General features: G+C 43.1%; 18 protein-coding genes. 7 read left to right on the forward strand and 11 right to left on the reverse strand.

The window, feature by feature from the left end:
• Window positions 1-109 precede the first annotated feature (109 nt).
• Complete coding sequence (locus HWQ58_RS21805; protein ID WP_292867059.1) at window positions 110-622, forward strand: hypothetical protein; 513 nt, start codon at window positions 110-112, stop codon at window positions 620-622.
• 583 nt (window positions 623-1,205) lie between these two features.
• Here HWQ58_RS21805 and HWQ58_RS21810 read toward each other — a convergent pair.
• The 5 genes from HWQ58_RS21810 to HWQ58_RS21830 form a co-directional block, all read right to left on the reverse strand.
• Entirely contained in the window at window positions 1,206-1,700 is a 495-nt protein-coding gene (locus HWQ58_RS21810) for a DUF1392 family protein (RefSeq protein WP_292867061.1), read from the reverse strand.
• 2 nt (window positions 1,701-1,702) lie between these two features.
• Window positions 1,703-2,878: a DNA cytosine methyltransferase gene (locus HWQ58_RS21815; protein WP_292867063.1), complete on the reverse strand. Its 1,176-nt coding sequence runs from the start codon at window positions 2,876-2,878 to the stop codon at window positions 1,703-1,705.
• 41 nt (window positions 2,879-2,919) lie between these two features.
• Window positions 2,920-4,275, reverse strand: coding sequence for a DnaB-like helicase C-terminal domain-containing protein (locus tag HWQ58_RS21820; protein WP_292867065.1), 1,356 nt, complete (start codon window positions 4,273-4,275; stop codon window positions 2,920-2,922).
• Window positions 4,272-5,609 (reverse strand): hypothetical protein, encoded by a 1,338-nt coding sequence (locus tag HWQ58_RS21825; RefSeq protein WP_292867067.1) that lies wholly within the window; start codon window positions 5,607-5,609, stop codon window positions 4,272-4,274. The genes HWQ58_RS21820 and HWQ58_RS21825 overlap by 4 nt, the downstream gene beginning before the upstream one ends.
• 121 nt (window positions 5,610-5,730) lie before the next feature.
• Window positions 5,731-6,537 carry a DUF5131 family protein gene (locus tag HWQ58_RS21830; RefSeq protein ID WP_292867069.1) on the reverse strand — a complete coding sequence of 269 codons (807 nt, stop codon included), beginning with the start codon at window positions 6,535-6,537 and terminating at the stop codon, window positions 5,731-5,733.
• 40 nt (window positions 6,538-6,577) lie between these two features.
• Between HWQ58_RS21830 and HWQ58_RS21835 the strand changes: the two genes are divergently transcribed.
• Entirely contained in the window at window positions 6,578-7,534 is a 957-nt protein-coding gene (locus tag HWQ58_RS21835) for a cytosolic protein (protein WP_292867071.1), read from the forward strand.
• A 67-nt stretch (window positions 7,535-7,601) separates the two neighbouring features.
• Here HWQ58_RS21835 and HWQ58_RS21840 read toward each other — a convergent pair whose 3' ends face one another.
• From HWQ58_RS21840 to HWQ58_RS21865, 6 genes are all read right to left on the reverse strand, one after another.
• Entirely contained in the window at window positions 7,602-8,207 is a 606-nt protein-coding gene (locus HWQ58_RS21840; RefSeq protein ID WP_292867073.1) for an MT-A70 family methyltransferase, read from the reverse strand.
• Entirely contained in the window at window positions 8,204-8,407 is a 204-nt protein-coding gene (locus HWQ58_RS21845) for a hypothetical protein (RefSeq protein ID WP_292867075.1), read from the reverse strand. Before HWQ58_RS21845 ends, HWQ58_RS21840 begins: the two co-directional genes overlap by 4 nt.
• Before the next feature lie 8 nt (window positions 8,408-8,415).
• Window positions 8,416-8,865 carry a hypothetical protein gene (locus HWQ58_RS21850; RefSeq protein WP_292867076.1) on the reverse strand — a complete coding sequence of 150 codons (450 nt, stop codon included), beginning with the start codon at window positions 8,863-8,865 and terminating at the stop codon, window positions 8,416-8,418.
• Window positions 8,866-9,086: 221 nt separating this feature from the next.
• The gene (locus HWQ58_RS21855; RefSeq protein WP_292867078.1) at window positions 9,087-9,911 is read right to left on the reverse strand and encodes a BRO family protein; all 825 of its coding nucleotides are present in this window, start codon (window positions 9,909-9,911) and stop codon (window positions 9,087-9,089) included.
• A gap of 93 nt (window positions 9,912-10,004) precedes the next feature.
• The gene (locus HWQ58_RS21860; RefSeq protein ID WP_104902082.1) at window positions 10,005-10,238 is read right to left on the reverse strand and encodes a helix-turn-helix transcriptional regulator; all 234 of its coding nucleotides are present in this window, start codon (window positions 10,236-10,238) and stop codon (window positions 10,005-10,007) included.
• 376 nt (window positions 10,239-10,614) lie between these two features.
• Entirely contained in the window at window positions 10,615-10,746 is a 132-nt protein-coding gene (locus HWQ58_RS21865) for a hypothetical protein (RefSeq protein ID WP_292867081.1), read from the reverse strand.
• On the opposite strand from HWQ58_RS21865, the gene HWQ58_RS21870 reads away from it, so the two are divergent.
• The 5 genes from HWQ58_RS21870 to HWQ58_RS21890 all read left to right on the forward strand — a co-directional run bounded on the left by HWQ58_RS21870 (window position 10,737) and on the right by HWQ58_RS21890 (window position 14,789).
• On the forward strand, window positions 10,737-11,534 hold the full coding sequence (locus HWQ58_RS21870) for a hypothetical protein (RefSeq protein ID WP_292867083.1): 798 nt from the start codon (window positions 10,737-10,739) through the stop codon (window positions 11,532-11,534). The two genes, HWQ58_RS21865 and HWQ58_RS21870, sit on opposite strands and share 10 nt — an antisense overlap.
• 122 nt (window positions 11,535-11,656) lie before the next feature.
• Window positions 11,657-12,634, forward strand: a complete 978-nt coding sequence (locus HWQ58_RS21875; RefSeq protein WP_292867085.1) for a DUF5895 domain-containing protein — start codon at window positions 11,657-11,659, stop codon at window positions 12,632-12,634.
• A gap of 233 nt (window positions 12,635-12,867) precedes the next feature.
• Window positions 12,868-13,140, forward strand: a complete 273-nt coding sequence (locus tag HWQ58_RS21880; protein WP_196528224.1) for a hypothetical protein — start codon at window positions 12,868-12,870, stop codon at window positions 13,138-13,140.
• Between the two features lie 138 nt (window positions 13,141-13,278).
• The gene (locus tag HWQ58_RS21885; protein ID WP_292867133.1) at window positions 13,279-13,548 is read left to right on the forward strand and encodes a hypothetical protein; all 270 of its coding nucleotides are present in this window, start codon (window positions 13,279-13,281) and stop codon (window positions 13,546-13,548) included.
• A 167-nt stretch (window positions 13,549-13,715) separates the two neighbouring features.
• Entirely contained in the window at window positions 13,716-14,789 is a 1,074-nt protein-coding gene (locus HWQ58_RS21890) for a hypothetical protein (protein WP_292867088.1), read from the forward strand.
• Window positions 14,790-14,812 lie beyond the last annotated feature (23 nt).

A 14,812-nucleotide genomic window follows, 5' to 3' on the forward strand; every position in this document is an offset into this window, starting at 1 on the left:
GGCTTACTTAGCTAATCTAGAGAGTCGTCTTCTCTAGTGAATTTTACCACGCTAGGATTTTTTCGATAAAAGTTTGTAGACTTTCCGTGTAATACATGGAAAAAGTTTTATGAAAAAGATCAAAAGGGATATTCAAGGTAAGTTTACACTCAAAAATGATGACTATCGTGAAGTACGTTCTTTGCGACTGACGGACGATACTTGGAAGACGTTAGGGATTGTTTCTGAATGTTTGGGATTAACCAGAGCAGATTATTTGGAGGAAATAATTAAACACCAGCCCTTTCCATGTAATACACGGAAAAACCAAGGTGATATTCAATTGTTAACATCGGCAGAATTGGAACTTCAACCAAGTATTACACGGAAAAAATCAGAAGTTTTCGCTCCAACTTCACCAGAAAACGAACTTCCACCGAGTATTACACGGGAGAGCGAGTTTCATCAAACATCTGATACCGCGATCGCAAAACAGTCTGTTGGATTGCCAACAGTAAGAGAACTTGAAATTTTACGTGACCATGTTTTGTTTGAACTGAAGTTGGGTAAACAAGCACCTGGGTATAAAACTGCCCAGAAAGCTCTCAATCGTTTTATTTCTGAACTAATTGCTTCAGTTTAGCTGTTTTCTGAATTCGCCAACAGTGTCTTCGCTATATTTACCCCAACTATATTACATTGTAAATCGCCAGAAATAGCGCTTAATTCACTTTGCACTGGTTTTGACCACGATTTTATGATAATTTTCGCTGATTATGGGTGTATTTGTACTATTTTAGGCTACATGCTGCTGCTTTAGTTGAACTGACGCTAAACAACCGGATTCTGGTGTAGGCTATCGCTGGATGAATAGCGCACTTCACAAGTAGAGCGATCGCACATAAAACAGCCTTATCCTGTGTTTCATGTAGTACTAAATGTAGATATTATATTACATCCCTGTTCAAGTGAAGATTAGTCCTGTACCACTCCCGGTTGCCATTGCCGGGAGACGAGATTGTAGACTTGTACTGGAGTTCCTCGCTGCGGTTGCCATAGCCGTTCATGCTAGCATCTCCAAAGGAGAAGACTTAAGAAGAGCTTATCGCTTCTACATTCTCTCAATCAGGGGGAAGATAGTCCTATCTCTTGACACCATCGAGCAGTTCAAGGATGGTCAGGTGTTCAGTAGTCGATTTTACTACGGTAGTATCAAGTGTACATTGTCATACTCGCACCCTCTCTAAATCATAGTCAGTCACTCGTGCGATGGGCGAAGCCCCACCAAGGGCGATCGCATCTCTGAAAGTAAAAAGCTCGTCACCGTTTTCAGATATTCCTGGGGACATCCATTCGATGCAGTAGAACCAGGAATCGCAAATCAGTTGGATGCCCTGGACAATCCTTACTGGTGGCCCATTGCCATGAAATCGGAACTCGACTAATTCACCCAGTCCAAACACAGGCTTTTCTTTGGTAACTAATTGGAAGTTGCCTGTACCAATGATTTCACGTCCTAAAACAGCTAGATTATCGTTGCCGGAGACAATCTCATAACTCCAGCCTTTAGCTGACCACTCTACACCGCAACAGTAACCGAAAGATTTGGTGGTAGTGACGTAGACTTTCTCCAACAGGGAAACTTCTAAGGGGGGAATCTCTTTACCCCAAGGTGGTGAAACATACCAGCAAGTTTCTAAAGTCTGGACAAGGTTAATCATGCTTATGCCTCCTGACTGGACAATAGACTGCACAAATAGTCAATTCGTTTCCAAGCGATGGCAGCTTGCCGGGGAGAGCAACTCAAGCCATAAGCACGACGGGCATCATAATTACCCTTGATTCCCTTGGCTACTCCAACGGGAACCCCAGAAGCCACCTCACGAATACCGGGTTGATAGCTTCGGTCTTCATGAGAGAACCGTACTTGCGTAATCTGATTTCCAATTTGGTCTGTCCAGGGGGTTGGCTGTTGACGGTAGAATAAGCCATCGGCGTAGGCAATGATAAAGACTCTTTCTCTTTCATGTGGCAAGCCGAGGCAGTACGCGGGTATAGTTTCCCACTCGCATACGTACCGGATTTGGGAAAGGTCTTCGAGGACTGTTGCCATTCCTCTAGAGAGTAGCCCTGTTGGGTTTTCGATGAGAGCGATTGCTGGTCTACACTGGTTGATGATGCGGAACATTTCGCGCCACAGTCCTGACCTGGGGTCGTTGAGTCCTTTTTTATCTCCAGCGTTACTGGTGCCGCTACAGGGAAATCCCCCACACAAAATGTCGAACTGTCGTCGGTGGCAATGGTAGTTGGTGATATCTGCGTGGATTGGAATTCCTGGTTGTTCATGGCGCAATTGTGATTGAGAATAAGTGGAGATTTCGACAAATTGCTGGACTCGGAATTTGTGGGATAGACGAGCAGCTGATATTCCGTGGTGGCAGAGTCCGCCGATGCCGGAGAAAAGTGAGAGGACTGATTTCACTCTTGCGATCGCACTCCTGACCAAATCATCAGGTACTTCAAAAATTCCCAACCCTTCGGCTACGCTCAGGGCAAGCCGCCCAATGTAAGGAATTGGTGTAATCTCGCGTGGGTTCTCCAGCTTCCAATGATATTGCTCAGGCATCCCCCAACCAGATGCAACTTGTGAAAACTTGCAATCAACTATTGTGACAATACCGATGACTTGACCGCGACGGAGCATTTTTAACTCTGGGATAGACACACCCATGCTTTGGCAAAATTCTCTCGCTAGCTGGTATTCTTTTTTGGTACAGGTTTTTGCAGCGTGAATCAGAATGTCGCCGCGATAATGAATGGGCCAGCCACGGTTTTCTATGTCTTTAAGAGCATAAATAATTGCCCATGCCCAAGGCTGACGAACAGATAGCGCTTTCATATATCGACCTCTAAGACTTAAAAAAAGTTCATTGCATGAAATTATCTCGCCAAGTTCAAAAATTTTGAGGTCGATAAATCGCACAACATGGTCGCAGTGCCGAGCTTACCGTAAAGGCGGTTTTTCTCAACAATCAACTCGATAGTGCGATCGCTTGGGTCTTTTGTGTAGACAGCATCCCGGTAAAGCATGATTAACTGGTCGCAAACCTCAAAGATTTCACCAGAGTTGCGAAGTAAATGACGATTGGGGCGTTTATCAGCCGTTGTTTGATTCCCTCGATTGATTTGACAGCCTAAGAAAACAGGGATTTTGTGAGACTTAGCAATATCCCGAATCTGGCGGGTAATCTTGCCGACTTCAAAGGCCATGTTTCCGCCGGATTCCAGAGGGATCTGTTGCAAGTAATCAATAAACACAGCACCAATAGAACCACCAAATTTGGCAATGGCACGGCGCACTGCACTTGCAATCATTGGGGTTGTAGGTGAGGAATGCTCGTAAACCTTCCAAGGCAACTCCACCATCTGTCCTATGCCTTGTGCTATTTGTTCCCAGTAGCATTGAGTATTGGTTTGAATCATAGAAGCGTCTACGCCTGTGATTCGGGCAAGCATTCGGGCATTGAGTTGATTCTTGTCCATTTCTGGAGTTACATACAGAACTGGCTTTCCAAGTTTGGTCATGATTTCGTAAGCGTAAGAAATCATGAAATGAGTTTTGCCCATGTGAGATTCAGCTGCTACTACAACTAAGCTGCTGGGATAAATGCCACCGGTGATATTTTCGAGGTCGTACCAACCAACTCTGTCACCTGCCATATTCCCCATCTCCAACTTTTGAAAAAGTTCAATGCCCATGTCTTGTGCTGAGAAAACCAAAGAGCGTTCATCACTTTGATTTTGAGTAACACCAAAAACTTTCGCCTCAGCTTGCCCAAGAACAAGTGGTAGTTCAGTTTGCGTCTCGTAACCGAGTTGGACAATTTCCGATCCCACTTTGATTAACTGTCGCCGTCGGTATTTTTCCATCACCAGATCGGCCAAAGCATCAATGTTGACGGCGGATACAGTGCGGTCTACCAAAGTTGCTAACTTATTTCTGCCACCAACGCGATTGAGCAGATTGTGGTCAGACAACCATGCGGTGACGCTTAGTAAATCTGTGGGCTGATATGTAGCATGAAGTTGGACTGCGGCTTGATAGATATCTTTATGGGCGCTGATGTAAAAGGCTTGGGTTATTAGGCGATCGCTGATTCTAGTTATCGCTTCTGGGTCAAGCATAATCCCGCCCAAAATCGCTTCTTCAGCCTCAATGTTTTGTGGAGGCAAGTTGACTTGATTTCGATCAGGGGCAAAAGAAACTACGTTGTCTTGATTGCTGTACATAGTCATGCTCTAAGTGCTAATTTTAACTGCGCTTCAACTTCTCGCAAATTCGTGGAAGATGGTCTGGTGTTGCTCGGAACTTTTGGCTCATTTGCTTTGGCTTGAAGTTTCGCTTTTAGCTCCAGCATTTGTGGGCTGTGTTGATAGTTATTGGATGGAACCCGAATGGATTGCTCTTGCTGACGGCGCATTCGGTCTTGTGCCAAAGCATCTTCGAGCGTGATGCTAGTGGTGTTACTTGGTCTTTTTGTCGTAGCAGTATGCAGTTGGGGTAGGGGCTGTTTTTCTGTTTGCAATGCTTGGTTATAGCGCTGCATCAGGTTCGTCCACCCACCTTTGGTTTTTTCCCAGGTGTTCATGACTGCGATCGCATGATCTATTTCCTGTTGTGCAGAGCGTTTCGATTTCGTGGCTAATTCTTGTGCTAGGAAGTCCACGACTATTGGGTTGAAATTCTGGTAGAGGTTATTCAGCTTTCGTTCTCCATTGCGCCAAGGTAAAACCCAGCGATTCCACTTGATTGAGTCTCTAACAAGTAGAGGCACACAATCATCACTCATAGCAGTCGGGTCTGTTAGCCAGGCATCAATCAGTTCTTTCACGTTCCGGGCTGTCTTGTAGGGACAGGTTAGTTGCAGCTTATTTGATTGTTCGCGTTTCTTGAACGACCCCGCCGCAATAGTTGATCCTCTTGAGGGGTTATCGGTTTGTTGCGAAGACTCGCAATTTTTTAACAACAAAGTGGGTTGTTGTGGGGTTGGTTCTTCTGGGGTTGATTCTTCTAAACTTGGTTTTTCTGGAGTTGGTTCTTCAAGATTTAGCTGTTCAGTTTCACACACACACGATTCTTGGGTTTGGGGAGCAAATTGAGTATGTTTTTCTTCTTTTTGGTTTTCTCTATATTGTTCTTCTAATAGAGGGGTTGATTCACCACCTCTGGTTTGATCACCTCCGGTTTTGCCCCCCCTGGTTGCGCCACCTCCTAAAAACAAGTCACTGGTCAATTCAACAGGTTGCAAGGATTCTCGAAAAGCGATCGCCGAATTGGTATCCTTGAAGATGTGATACTCAAAATCAAATAACCCCGCTTCAGTACGAATTTTTCTTCTGACTAAATAATTTTGGATTTCCGCAGTTTTGAGAATCTTGCGTAATTTGTCTCGACCATAACCCAATGAGTTTTTAATGCTGTTGAAATTTACCTCCCAGCCTTCAGTGTGTGATGTCATCCAGCAAATTAATCTGAATGTACCATCATCTATTTCGGAGTTACGGATTAAAGCATTAGATACTGGTGTATAATGCGTACTGAGAGATTTACCTGCTATAACTTTGCTCATAAACACCTCCGGCAACTTTGTAGCAACTCATGATGTAAACTCATATTTCTAATCTGCACCTTGCTAAAATCTACAGTTTATTTTTCCCTCGCACTGTTTCTGACAGGCGGGGGATTTGCTTTTACTCATGTATAGAAAAAGGAAATTCTCTAACCTGTAATTCTTGTGGAAACTCAACAATTTCGCCACCCTTCTTATCGCGGGTTTTAAATTGTTGCCCCTGGTAGTACGCATTCGCCCCCAACTGTTTCACAAACACAGGGGTTTTTGACTCACTGCACTGTTTAACAATAGACTCAATCCATTCGATGTGGCATGGTCTAGAGTCTGGCCCTGATTCACCACCGATAATAAGCCACTGGGCATCATTCAAATATTGGCTAATATCGCCCAAATCTTTTAGTAATGGCTCAACTGACCAAAACCTAAAAATAGCTGGAATTTGGGCAATGAATTGACTACGTTCTTCAAGAGTGTGACGGTTTTCTATAGAAGTTCCAACCCAAATATTAGAAGGTAATTCCTCTAGCCCATGATTAGAGAGCCATTCATTTATAGATGACAACATAATTTCTGGGCGTTTGGTGAGGATTTGGAATATCTGCTTTGGTGCAACGAACATTCCGTCCAGCATTTCATGTTGCCAAAAACGCGGAACCCATTCACCAAAAACATCGGTCATTGAAGAAACGAAATGCTTTTTAGGTTTCCTTTGGAATCCCCATTTCCGAATAGCTTCTGTATCTAACACTAACTCTGGTGGTTGCCCAGAGTAGGGTTGTTTATTTCCGCCAAAGAAAGATTTTTTATTTAACTTTTCGCTATAGCAATTTTTACATCCCTCTGAGATTTTTTGACACCACCAACCGCCGACTTTGGCACGGATGATATTATCTGTTAAGTCTGTCCATTCTATGTTTGTTGGCATAAATACCTCTGAAATTTGAAATTAGACAATACATTTGAAAATGGCTAATAAAACACCTCTTACTGAATACGATTCTCCTTGGAAGCAGATACTACAGTTGTATTTCCAAGACTTCATGTTGTTCTTTTTTCCCCAAGCGCACAGTGAAATTGATTGGAGTAGAGGTTTTGATTTTCTTGATCAGGAGCTACAGCAAGTAGTCCGTGATGCGGAGTTAGGAAAGCGATTAATTGACAAATTGGTGAAAATTTACCGCATTGGGGGTGAAGAATCTTGGCTATTGATCCATGTCGAAGTCCAAAGCCAAGAAGAAAGCGATTTTCCGAAACGTATGTTTGTATACAACTATCGGATTTTTGACCGTTATAATCGCTCTGTTGCATCATGTGCGGTACTGGGAGATGACAACATCAACTGGCGACCAAATCAATTTGGTTATGAATTGTTTGGCTGTACGGTTGATTTTCACTTTCCTGTGATCAAGCTGCTAGACTATCAACAAAGGTTGCCGGAGCTTGAAGAGAGCCATAATCCGTTTGCTACGGTGGTCATGGCTCATTTGGCAGCAATGCAAACCCGTGGTGACAGGTTACAACGTAAGCAGCAGAAATTAGCTTTAGCGCGTAGGTTGTACGAGCAGGGGTTTGAGCGCGAAGCTATTCTGAATTTGTTAGGTTTTATTGATTGGATGTTGACATTACCATTAGATTTAGAACGAGAATTTAAAAGGGAAGTAGAACAACTAGAGGCACAACAATCTATGCAGTACATGACATCATTTGAGCGAATTGCCAGAATGGAATCTTTATTAGAAGGGATTGCAGTTGGTTTAAAACTAAAATTTGGTACTGAGGGTTTAAGCCTATTACCAGAAATTTCCAGAATTGAAGATGTCGAGCAATTAAGAGCAGTTCTTACGGGACTAGAGACGGCCAGTAACTTAGAACAATTGCGCTCCTTGTATCAGCCAACAACCGACACTCCCAGAGAAAATTAGTATTTGAGAGCTTGGTATTGGATTTTCCAGATGAGCGTAGACTTTTAGTGCCTAAATTATTCCTTAGTTAGGCAGTTAAGGAAATATCTTGCTGATTTTGCTCAACAGGCTGATCAAACAGATCCGCCTGATCCCCCCAACAGTCCCAGCCGTCCCTAGACTCGCGTGCGAACATCTCCAGCTTTGTTATGTCTGGACACAGTTTGTCTACGAGTTGGTAGAAATTTTCAGGCTTACGGGAATGCTCACGCCTGGGTGAGTGCAGGATGGTGGACTCGTTTGTGAGTGTTCGTCCAGAGAAAGCTTTGACATTCCCACGAACAGCCAAAGCGCAATGTTCGGTCGAGTTTCGCAGCCAATGACCAACACCTAGATGTGTTTTAGTGCCATCTTTGGTGACTTTTTCCCAAGTCAAAATAGTCTTGAGTTCAAATCCCCATGCTTGCAAGCATTGAGCAGCTTCTACCATGTGATTGTTCGTAAACCAGAGCCAGAGGATACAGCCGTTGCGATTGCATAATTCGGGAATGGGCAGAGCCAGAATTTCCTCAGTCCGCATTGGTTGATAAGGGATGCGGTTGCGGTGAGTTTTGTCTTTAGAACGAAGTCTGTAGAACCAGGGAGGATCTATAACAATGCACTGGTAATGGCCTTGTAAGGTTGTGAGTCTCATACTGCCTCCTGCGGTTGTTGAACAATCGTTGCGCTGATGGATTCAAAATCAACCTGAAATATGTTTAAATCAGGAGTTATTTCACCACTGTTATAAAGTCCAACAATGTGCTGTCTGATTGCATCTTCTGTGAGTCCATCAGGAATGTGAATGTGGGCTTCACTAATGATTTTTTCTACTACTTGAACTACGACTTTCATAAATACTCCTAAAACTCAATTCGGTTCAAAGTTTGTAATTGTGCAGCAAGTATGTTAATAAAATCCTGTAGTTCTTCTGTTGCTTCTTGAGGGCTGATTGCTTTTTCAGAAACGTAAAGCTTTGTATTCTCTAAATAAACTTCTACACGAGTCATATTTGTATGTGGCGAAGTCAATAGTGTTAAAGTAAATTTCTCATATTTGCAAAAGTAGTATTGACATTCTTCACTCAGAGATTGCCCTCGCTGCCATTTGATAATTTCTGTATCGTCATCGTTGGCAAGTTCAAATTCAACTTCTTCGATTGCAGTGATAGCCATAGCTACACACGCTCTTTCTGCTGGATGTGTAGCTGATTGCATTCGATATGATTCAGGGACTACATAGCCTTGGATCGCGTAGAATTTCTTAGCTAGTTTTTCAATCAATACATCTTTCTGGAAATAGCCGAGTTCCATATCTTTTCCCCTCAAGGTAAAATTTACCTTTGTTGTAAAAGTCTTAATTCTTGATTAGTGGGCGATCGCTCTCCTTGACCAATGACCGAGGACCAAGGACTAATGACCGATGACCGATGACCAATGACCAAGGACTAATGACCGATGACCGATGACCGATGACCGATGACCAATGACCAATGACCGATGACCAATGACCGATGACCGATGACCGATGACTATCAAGCAGTAACTACAGCTTTCTTTGAGAAAGCACCTGCCTGCCTTAGTGCTGCACCAGGGCTAGGGTGAGCGAAGAACTCTTCTATAGCTTTGGTTAAGCCTGCCGCAACAGCCGGATCGTGGCAAGCGTAGACATAGATTGGCTGCTGCACACCGTTAACCAATCGTGTTTCTTGGCGATCGCCCAAGTGTGGGTAGAATGTTCTCACCCATGTGCCCAAGTGTCCGCGATAGTGGGAGCCTTTAAGTGGGACTTTCTTGCCCAGTTCGCTTTCTGCAAAATTGACCACACCTAACCACTTCTCTTCTGTGCCGATTAGAGACTGTCTGTTGTGGTCAGCTAAGAGGTTGGCGGCGTAATCATTTATCTGTTGCTCCATGTAGGGGTTGAGTCTGCCACCTGTTATCTCAGCCAGGGTCTTCATTGCTTCTACCAAAGTTTTTAAGCGCTGTTCGACTGGGGGAAGGGCAAGTGTGGGAGGTTGGGATGGGTGAAGTGAATAACTACCTGTTTTACGAATAGCTGGAAGGACTTCGTGAAATACCCAGCGCTGGAAACGTTTTGCAACTGGTTTACGGGACTTAAAGATGAGGCGGTATAGCCCAGGTTCGGTAACAGTAAGCATTTCTTGTTCTCCACCAAGGGTAACGACATTAGCGTTACCCTTTTCATCATCTTCCAGAGATGCAATAGCTTCACTGACACCAGATACTCTGATTTCTAAGCAATTACAGACATCAGATGCTACCCATTGTGGCTTTTCTGCTGTACCGACAAAACGAACTTCTTTCTCTTCAAATGCAAAAACTGATAGGTTAGACATAACTATTCCTCTTGTGGTGGCGTAGTTGAGGCGATCGTTCTTCTTGGCGGGAGGCGATCGCTTTTAATTATTTACTGTTTTAGGAAAATACACTTATACTTGAACCCCTAATTCTGTTCCTAGTGCTTTCTCTATACCTCGTAATGTTTCTATGGGCAGATCCTGAACCTTTTCGCGTTCAATTCGGCTCCAATGGTTTGCACTAATTCCGGCTTCTGCGGCTAACTCAGTTACAGATTTAGACGAAGCTTTTCTAAGTTCTTTTATTTTTTCCCCTAATCCAGGAAACTCCTTACTAAACGTCACACGCATTAATGTTAATCCCACAAGTCCTACTCCTTAAGTATCTTTTGCTGGGATATATTTCTCACATTTTCATTTTAACTTGTTATGTCATACTTGACAAGTCCAATATCTAAGGTTACATTATTAGGTATGAGAGGAAACGAGCGGTTGCCTCCCAGCTAAATATAGAATCGCTCACCACAAACCCAGATTTGATCAACACAAAACATAGATTTGAGAAACAAGAACCCCCCGTCGTATAGCACAAGGTACGCCAGGTAAAGTCGGCTGGGGGAGATACTCAAGATCACTCAATAAATCCACTCATACTGCAATTAGCGCAGCCTCTCAATACCTTCTCTAGAGCCTTGTGCTGTGAATTCTTGCTAGAAAATAACTGAAATTCAGAAATATGAGGCTACGCCAAATCTTTTTGAGAGCGTTGCGGTAAACCACAACGTTGTTCACGCAAAACAAAAGGCGATCGCTGCGTCTGGAAAACTCGCGATCGCCCTTTTACCCATTTAAGAGGTATTTCTAATGATGACACAAGTTTCAGCCCCTGCGCCAACAAAAGATCCGTTAACCACACGCGATCGCCAAATCATCGCAACTATCGTCAATCAGTCAGACTACTCAAAAGAGTGCAAGCCCGAAGATGTAGTGACTATCTGGATAAACTCGGATGATATCGTGTGGGTAAAAATGACCCACGGTTATGCTCGATACCACAAACAATCATTCAAACGCGCTGTTGCAGAGGTAAAAGCGAGTCTTTCTGCTCCAGTAAAGTGCAATCACAAAGAAGATGAGGAATTAAAACAAGCTTCTGAGAAAATTGGCTTGTTGGGTGATTGTGATTGGCTATCATTGAGCGTTCAATACCATTCTGATAAAGTAATCGGTCATGCTGGTTGTTATATTTCCCACAAAGCTCGAATATTAACCCCACTTGCTGAATGGGACTTTACCCTGCCGAAGTGGAATATGCCTGCTGCTATCTGCCCAGATTGTGATGGTCACGGCTGCGGTAACTGCTCCTATCGCGGGACTCGTGCAGAAGACTTGTGCGAACCAGTGGATGGCTATCGACTGACTTATGTAGGACGCACTGACCTCCAGACGGCTCACAATGTATATCTGTACGGTGAGTTCTTGGGAATTATCTTCAAGGTCAGAAACGCTGAGGAAGTCTGGGAAAATGACCCTAAAACTTACTATTGGCGGTGCGGCGATGGAGTACGGTACTGGAGCGTCAGGGAGGCTGTAGAAGCACTGTCCAGGGTAACTGCTCCGATTGAACTGCCGCAAGTTCGTCGGGAGTTGGTAGCGGCGTAAGTGAAATGGTGGAAGAGAATTCTCTTCCACCACTGTTTTAAAATCAGTGCCATTCGCCACTCAGAATTAAAGCTTCGCTTATTTTTTGCGAAAACTAACATTAAAGAAAGGCAGCAGCTACTATGACAGCTTTTGACTTTGATTCTGCTGAACATCAGTCATACGAAAAGACTCCAGCAGCTAAAAGCATTCCTTCACCCGCAGGCATTTGGATTGCTTACGAAAATCAACAATTAGCAGGATGGTACGAAAATAAAGAACTAGTTGGTGGGAAAGAGTATAAAGTTCTTACTAACAAGTTGGACGAAAACGATGAAAAGATAGGCATTCCTGGCGCTCTCTATAGACAACCACGAATACTTGTGATTGGGCGATCGCCTCTGCTATACGGAAACGATAGAAAGGTGATTGGAGTTTGGCGTAGCAGTGATGGTTTGGACAAGAACGCCTACAAATTCGGTAGGCGGTATATGGTGATTTTCGTCGATGTCCAAAATCAACCTCTTCATATCGCACCAGTACAAATAACTGCTTGGGGAGTGTTTCAAGTGTCGTTTGATCAACAACTAATGGCATTCCGTGAAACCTGCGAACAAGCTTATGCAAGTTTTCAAGGCAAACATCACCAACCAAAGAATTTACTTTGGCATTCGATGTGGGTATTTTGTCCCATATTGAAAACAGAGAAACGTGAGAAAGGGGGGCAAACTTCCAATGCCTGTGTATGTAGCGGATACGAAAAGCCAACTGCGCCCGACTGGGAGAGTTATTGTATTGGCAAGAAACCAATAGCTCAAGAAATTGCCCTTGTGCATAATTCCATCTGCGATTGGTGGAAAAAAGGATTGCCTAACAATAACTTACCAAAGCATACGTCTCATGCACTAGATCGCAATCAATTGATGATGGAGTCACAACGATTGATTGAAGCTTTAGGTTGGAAAGAGGAAAAGGGCAAACAGTTTCTCATAGATAACTATGGTAAAAAAGGAAGGCAGTCACTAACTATCGAAGAATTTGCTAACTTTGTCAACAAATTGCAGTCTATGCAAGCAAATTATGACGATGAAGTTGGTTACTGGAAGGATGTGCCTTCTTAATAGCCAAATACTTGTTGAGGTGATTGCAGCAATTGCGTTCACCTTTATGCTTCCCTATTTACCTTCAAGTAGGGAAGCATATTTGATCAGTTCTCAAGTCTTATCTACAGCTAATAAAGAGAGGACAGGGGAAAAGGTAAAAACCTTGCTTTTCTAAGGATAATTTAATTCATGAATCCCTTTCCCCTTTCCCCATCTTTTTGCTGTGTACTCACTACTATCAATAACAACAAATGACTATTACAATAGTTCACCCCAGTATCGAAAACTTACAGCAGTTTTCTGACTTGTTCGACATTGAAAAATTATTGCAATCTGAGGGAGTTCTGCCGTGGCTTCTAGCAAATGGTTGGAAGCACGACGATCAATCCTGTCTGATTGCAAATATTATTGATGAGTCTACAAGCCTTGATGAAGTTTGGGACTCCAAAGAGTTTGATTTTAATGCTCTGTCAGATGAATCAAAGGAAAAATTAAATCTGATTTTCGAGCATTTCTATCTGTAGTATTTGTCACTCTCAATCAGTAATTAACAGAAAAGTAACGAATTATGCGTGAAAAACTCTACAGTCAGATTTAATCAGTCTGACTGTAGAGAAAAATCGATTCCACGATAAATTATGGCACACCTCACTGCTAATAAGATGGAATTAAATTTGATTAAGGTTTACGACACGACGCTATTAAGCTCATCAAAAGTTTACCAAATCAACGGTACACTTTCCCGATATTTGGGCGATGAAGGTACTATACAACATCCACAGTATCTATTTGTACCTTTGCCAAATCAAAGGAAAAAAGCCAGCTTTCGACTAAATCGAAACAAACTTATGACTCGCTGTTATGAAGTCGAAGGCATGGTTTATAAAAAGCCCGTGGCACAGGATAATTCACAGCAACTTCAGCTATTTTAAGCCATGTCCATACATAAACCACCAGTCATTAAAAGACATATTCGCCTGCAAAATGGCTCTAAAAAAGTAATCTATAGAGCTACTACAGACATTCGCTCTATTGAGAAATCACCACAAAGAAAGCTTCGCTTAATTTGAAGTGAAAAATAGTATTGAGGTCAATAATCATGGTACAAGCAATCGACAACCCTATTGCTGCAAATTTCCTAACTGATGCAGTAGTCGAGCGCCATAATTTCTCACAGTTAAATAAAACCCGCATCAGATTTCGTATCCAGTTAAAGAAAAGTACAAAATCTGCCGCTCCTAAATGGGCAGATGTCTTAAAAGCTGAAGTCTCTGAAATTGAATCAGACCTTGTGAAAGTTACAAATTCCGAAGTCGGTTTGCGGGGTATCAAGGTATTTAAAAAGCTTGATGAAGCTGCTACACAATTGAGGCAAGAGATTGCTTCAGTTCAAGAGTGGATGTCTGCGGATACTGGTGATTGGGTTTGTCCAATTGATTTAGCTCCACTTGTTTGGAATCAGTTAATCAATATCAGAGATAATATCGCCCCTGGTTTACGCAATCAGTTAAAAGCTGATTACGAAGCAGGACTCGAAGATTATCAAGAGCGCATTGATCAGTTCCTCTCGCTTAACACTTGGGAATTAGCACAGGATAAGCAAGAATCTGTAAAAGCTAATTTGTTAAGAGCATTCCCGACTCTGACCGACCTTGAAGACTATTTGCAAGTCATTATTGGTCGTCCAGTGATTATCCCGGCATTGTCCGAACAACTCAATCAGCAACAAGCCGAATGTCTTGATCAGATTACCAAGTTCATCCAACAGTATGACCAAAATCTGGAGCAAAGGCTACGGGAATCAGCTTTAGCTGGTGGTGAACAACTCGCCGCGCAGTTGCTTGAAGAATTGAGCGACTGGGAACCAGGACGCAAGCCAGTCCAGTTCAAAAAAAAGATGCAACGCCATCTTATGAAGGTTCAGGTTTTGCTAGCGAATGCTGACCCGGAGGCTGGCAGCAGCTTGGAGGCGATGATGGCGCACTTAGATTCTATAGTTAACGATCCGGCGATTGAGTCGAAGAATCTGGGTTCAGATACGCAAAGTCTTTTGCAGCAAAAGATAGATTCTATCCGCACCAAGTTGTTAGATGAACAACGCAATCTACAATCACTTGCGACTGGTGACGTGGGTTTGTCGAAAGCCACAGTTGCCGCATTTAGGTTCAGGTAAAAAACAGTTTTGGGCGAATGCAC

The sequence above is a fragment of the Nostoc sp. LPT genome (assembly GCF_017115165.1).
GTDB lineage: Bacteria > Cyanobacteriota > Cyanobacteriia > Cyanobacteriales > Nostocaceae > Nostoc.

Coding starts and splice junctions, on each gene's coding strand:
- HWQ58_RS21825 (WP_292867067.1), bottom strand. CDS start 5,609: ATGAGCAAAGTTATAGCAGGTAAATCTCTCAGTACGCATTATACACCA.
- HWQ58_RS21805 (WP_292867059.1), top strand. CDS start 110: ATGAAAAAGATCAAAAGGGATATTCAAGGTAAGTTTACACTCAAAAAT.
- HWQ58_RS21890 (WP_292867088.1), top strand. CDS start 13,716: ATGGTACAAGCAATCGACAACCCTATTGCTGCAAATTTCCTAACTGAT.
- HWQ58_RS21835 (WP_292867071.1), top strand. CDS start 6,578: ATGGCTAATAAAACACCTCTTACTGAATACGATTCTCCTTGGAAGCAG.
- HWQ58_RS21880 (WP_196528224.1), top strand. CDS start 12,868: ATGACTATTACAATAGTTCACCCCAGTATCGAAAACTTACAGCAGTTT.
- HWQ58_RS21855 (WP_292867078.1), bottom strand. CDS start 9,911: ATGTCTAACCTATCAGTTTTTGCATTTGAAGAGAAAGAAGTTCGTTTT.
- HWQ58_RS21875 (WP_292867085.1), top strand. CDS start 11,657: ATGACAGCTTTTGACTTTGATTCTGCTGAACATCAGTCATACGAAAAG.
- HWQ58_RS21885 (WP_292867133.1), top strand. CDS start 13,279: ATGGAATTAAATTTGATTAAGGTTTACGACACGACGCTATTAAGCTCA.
- HWQ58_RS21850 (WP_292867076.1), bottom strand. CDS start 8,865: ATGGAACTCGGCTATTTCCAGAAAGATGTATTGATTGAAAAACTAGCT.
- HWQ58_RS21870 (WP_292867083.1), top strand. CDS start 10,737: ATGATGACACAAGTTTCAGCCCCTGCGCCAACAAAAGATCCGTTAACC.
- HWQ58_RS21840 (WP_292867073.1), bottom strand. CDS start 8,207: ATGAGACTCACAACCTTACAAGGCCATTACCAGTGCATTGTTATAGAT.
- HWQ58_RS21815 (WP_292867063.1), bottom strand. CDS start 2,878: ATGAAAGCGCTATCTGTTCGTCAGCCTTGGGCATGGGCAATTATTTAT.
- HWQ58_RS21810 (WP_292867061.1), bottom strand. CDS start 1,700: ATGATTAACCTTGTCCAGACTTTAGAAACTTGCTGGTATGTTTCACCA.
- HWQ58_RS21830 (WP_292867069.1), bottom strand. CDS start 6,537: ATGCCAACAAACATAGAATGGACAGACTTAACAGATAATATCATCCGT.
- HWQ58_RS21845 (WP_292867075.1), bottom strand. CDS start 8,407: ATGAAAGTCGTAGTTCAAGTAGTAGAAAAAATCATTAGTGAAGCCCAC.
- HWQ58_RS21820 (WP_292867065.1), bottom strand. CDS start 4,275: ATGACTATGTACAGCAATCAAGACAACGTAGTTTCTTTTGCCCCTGAT.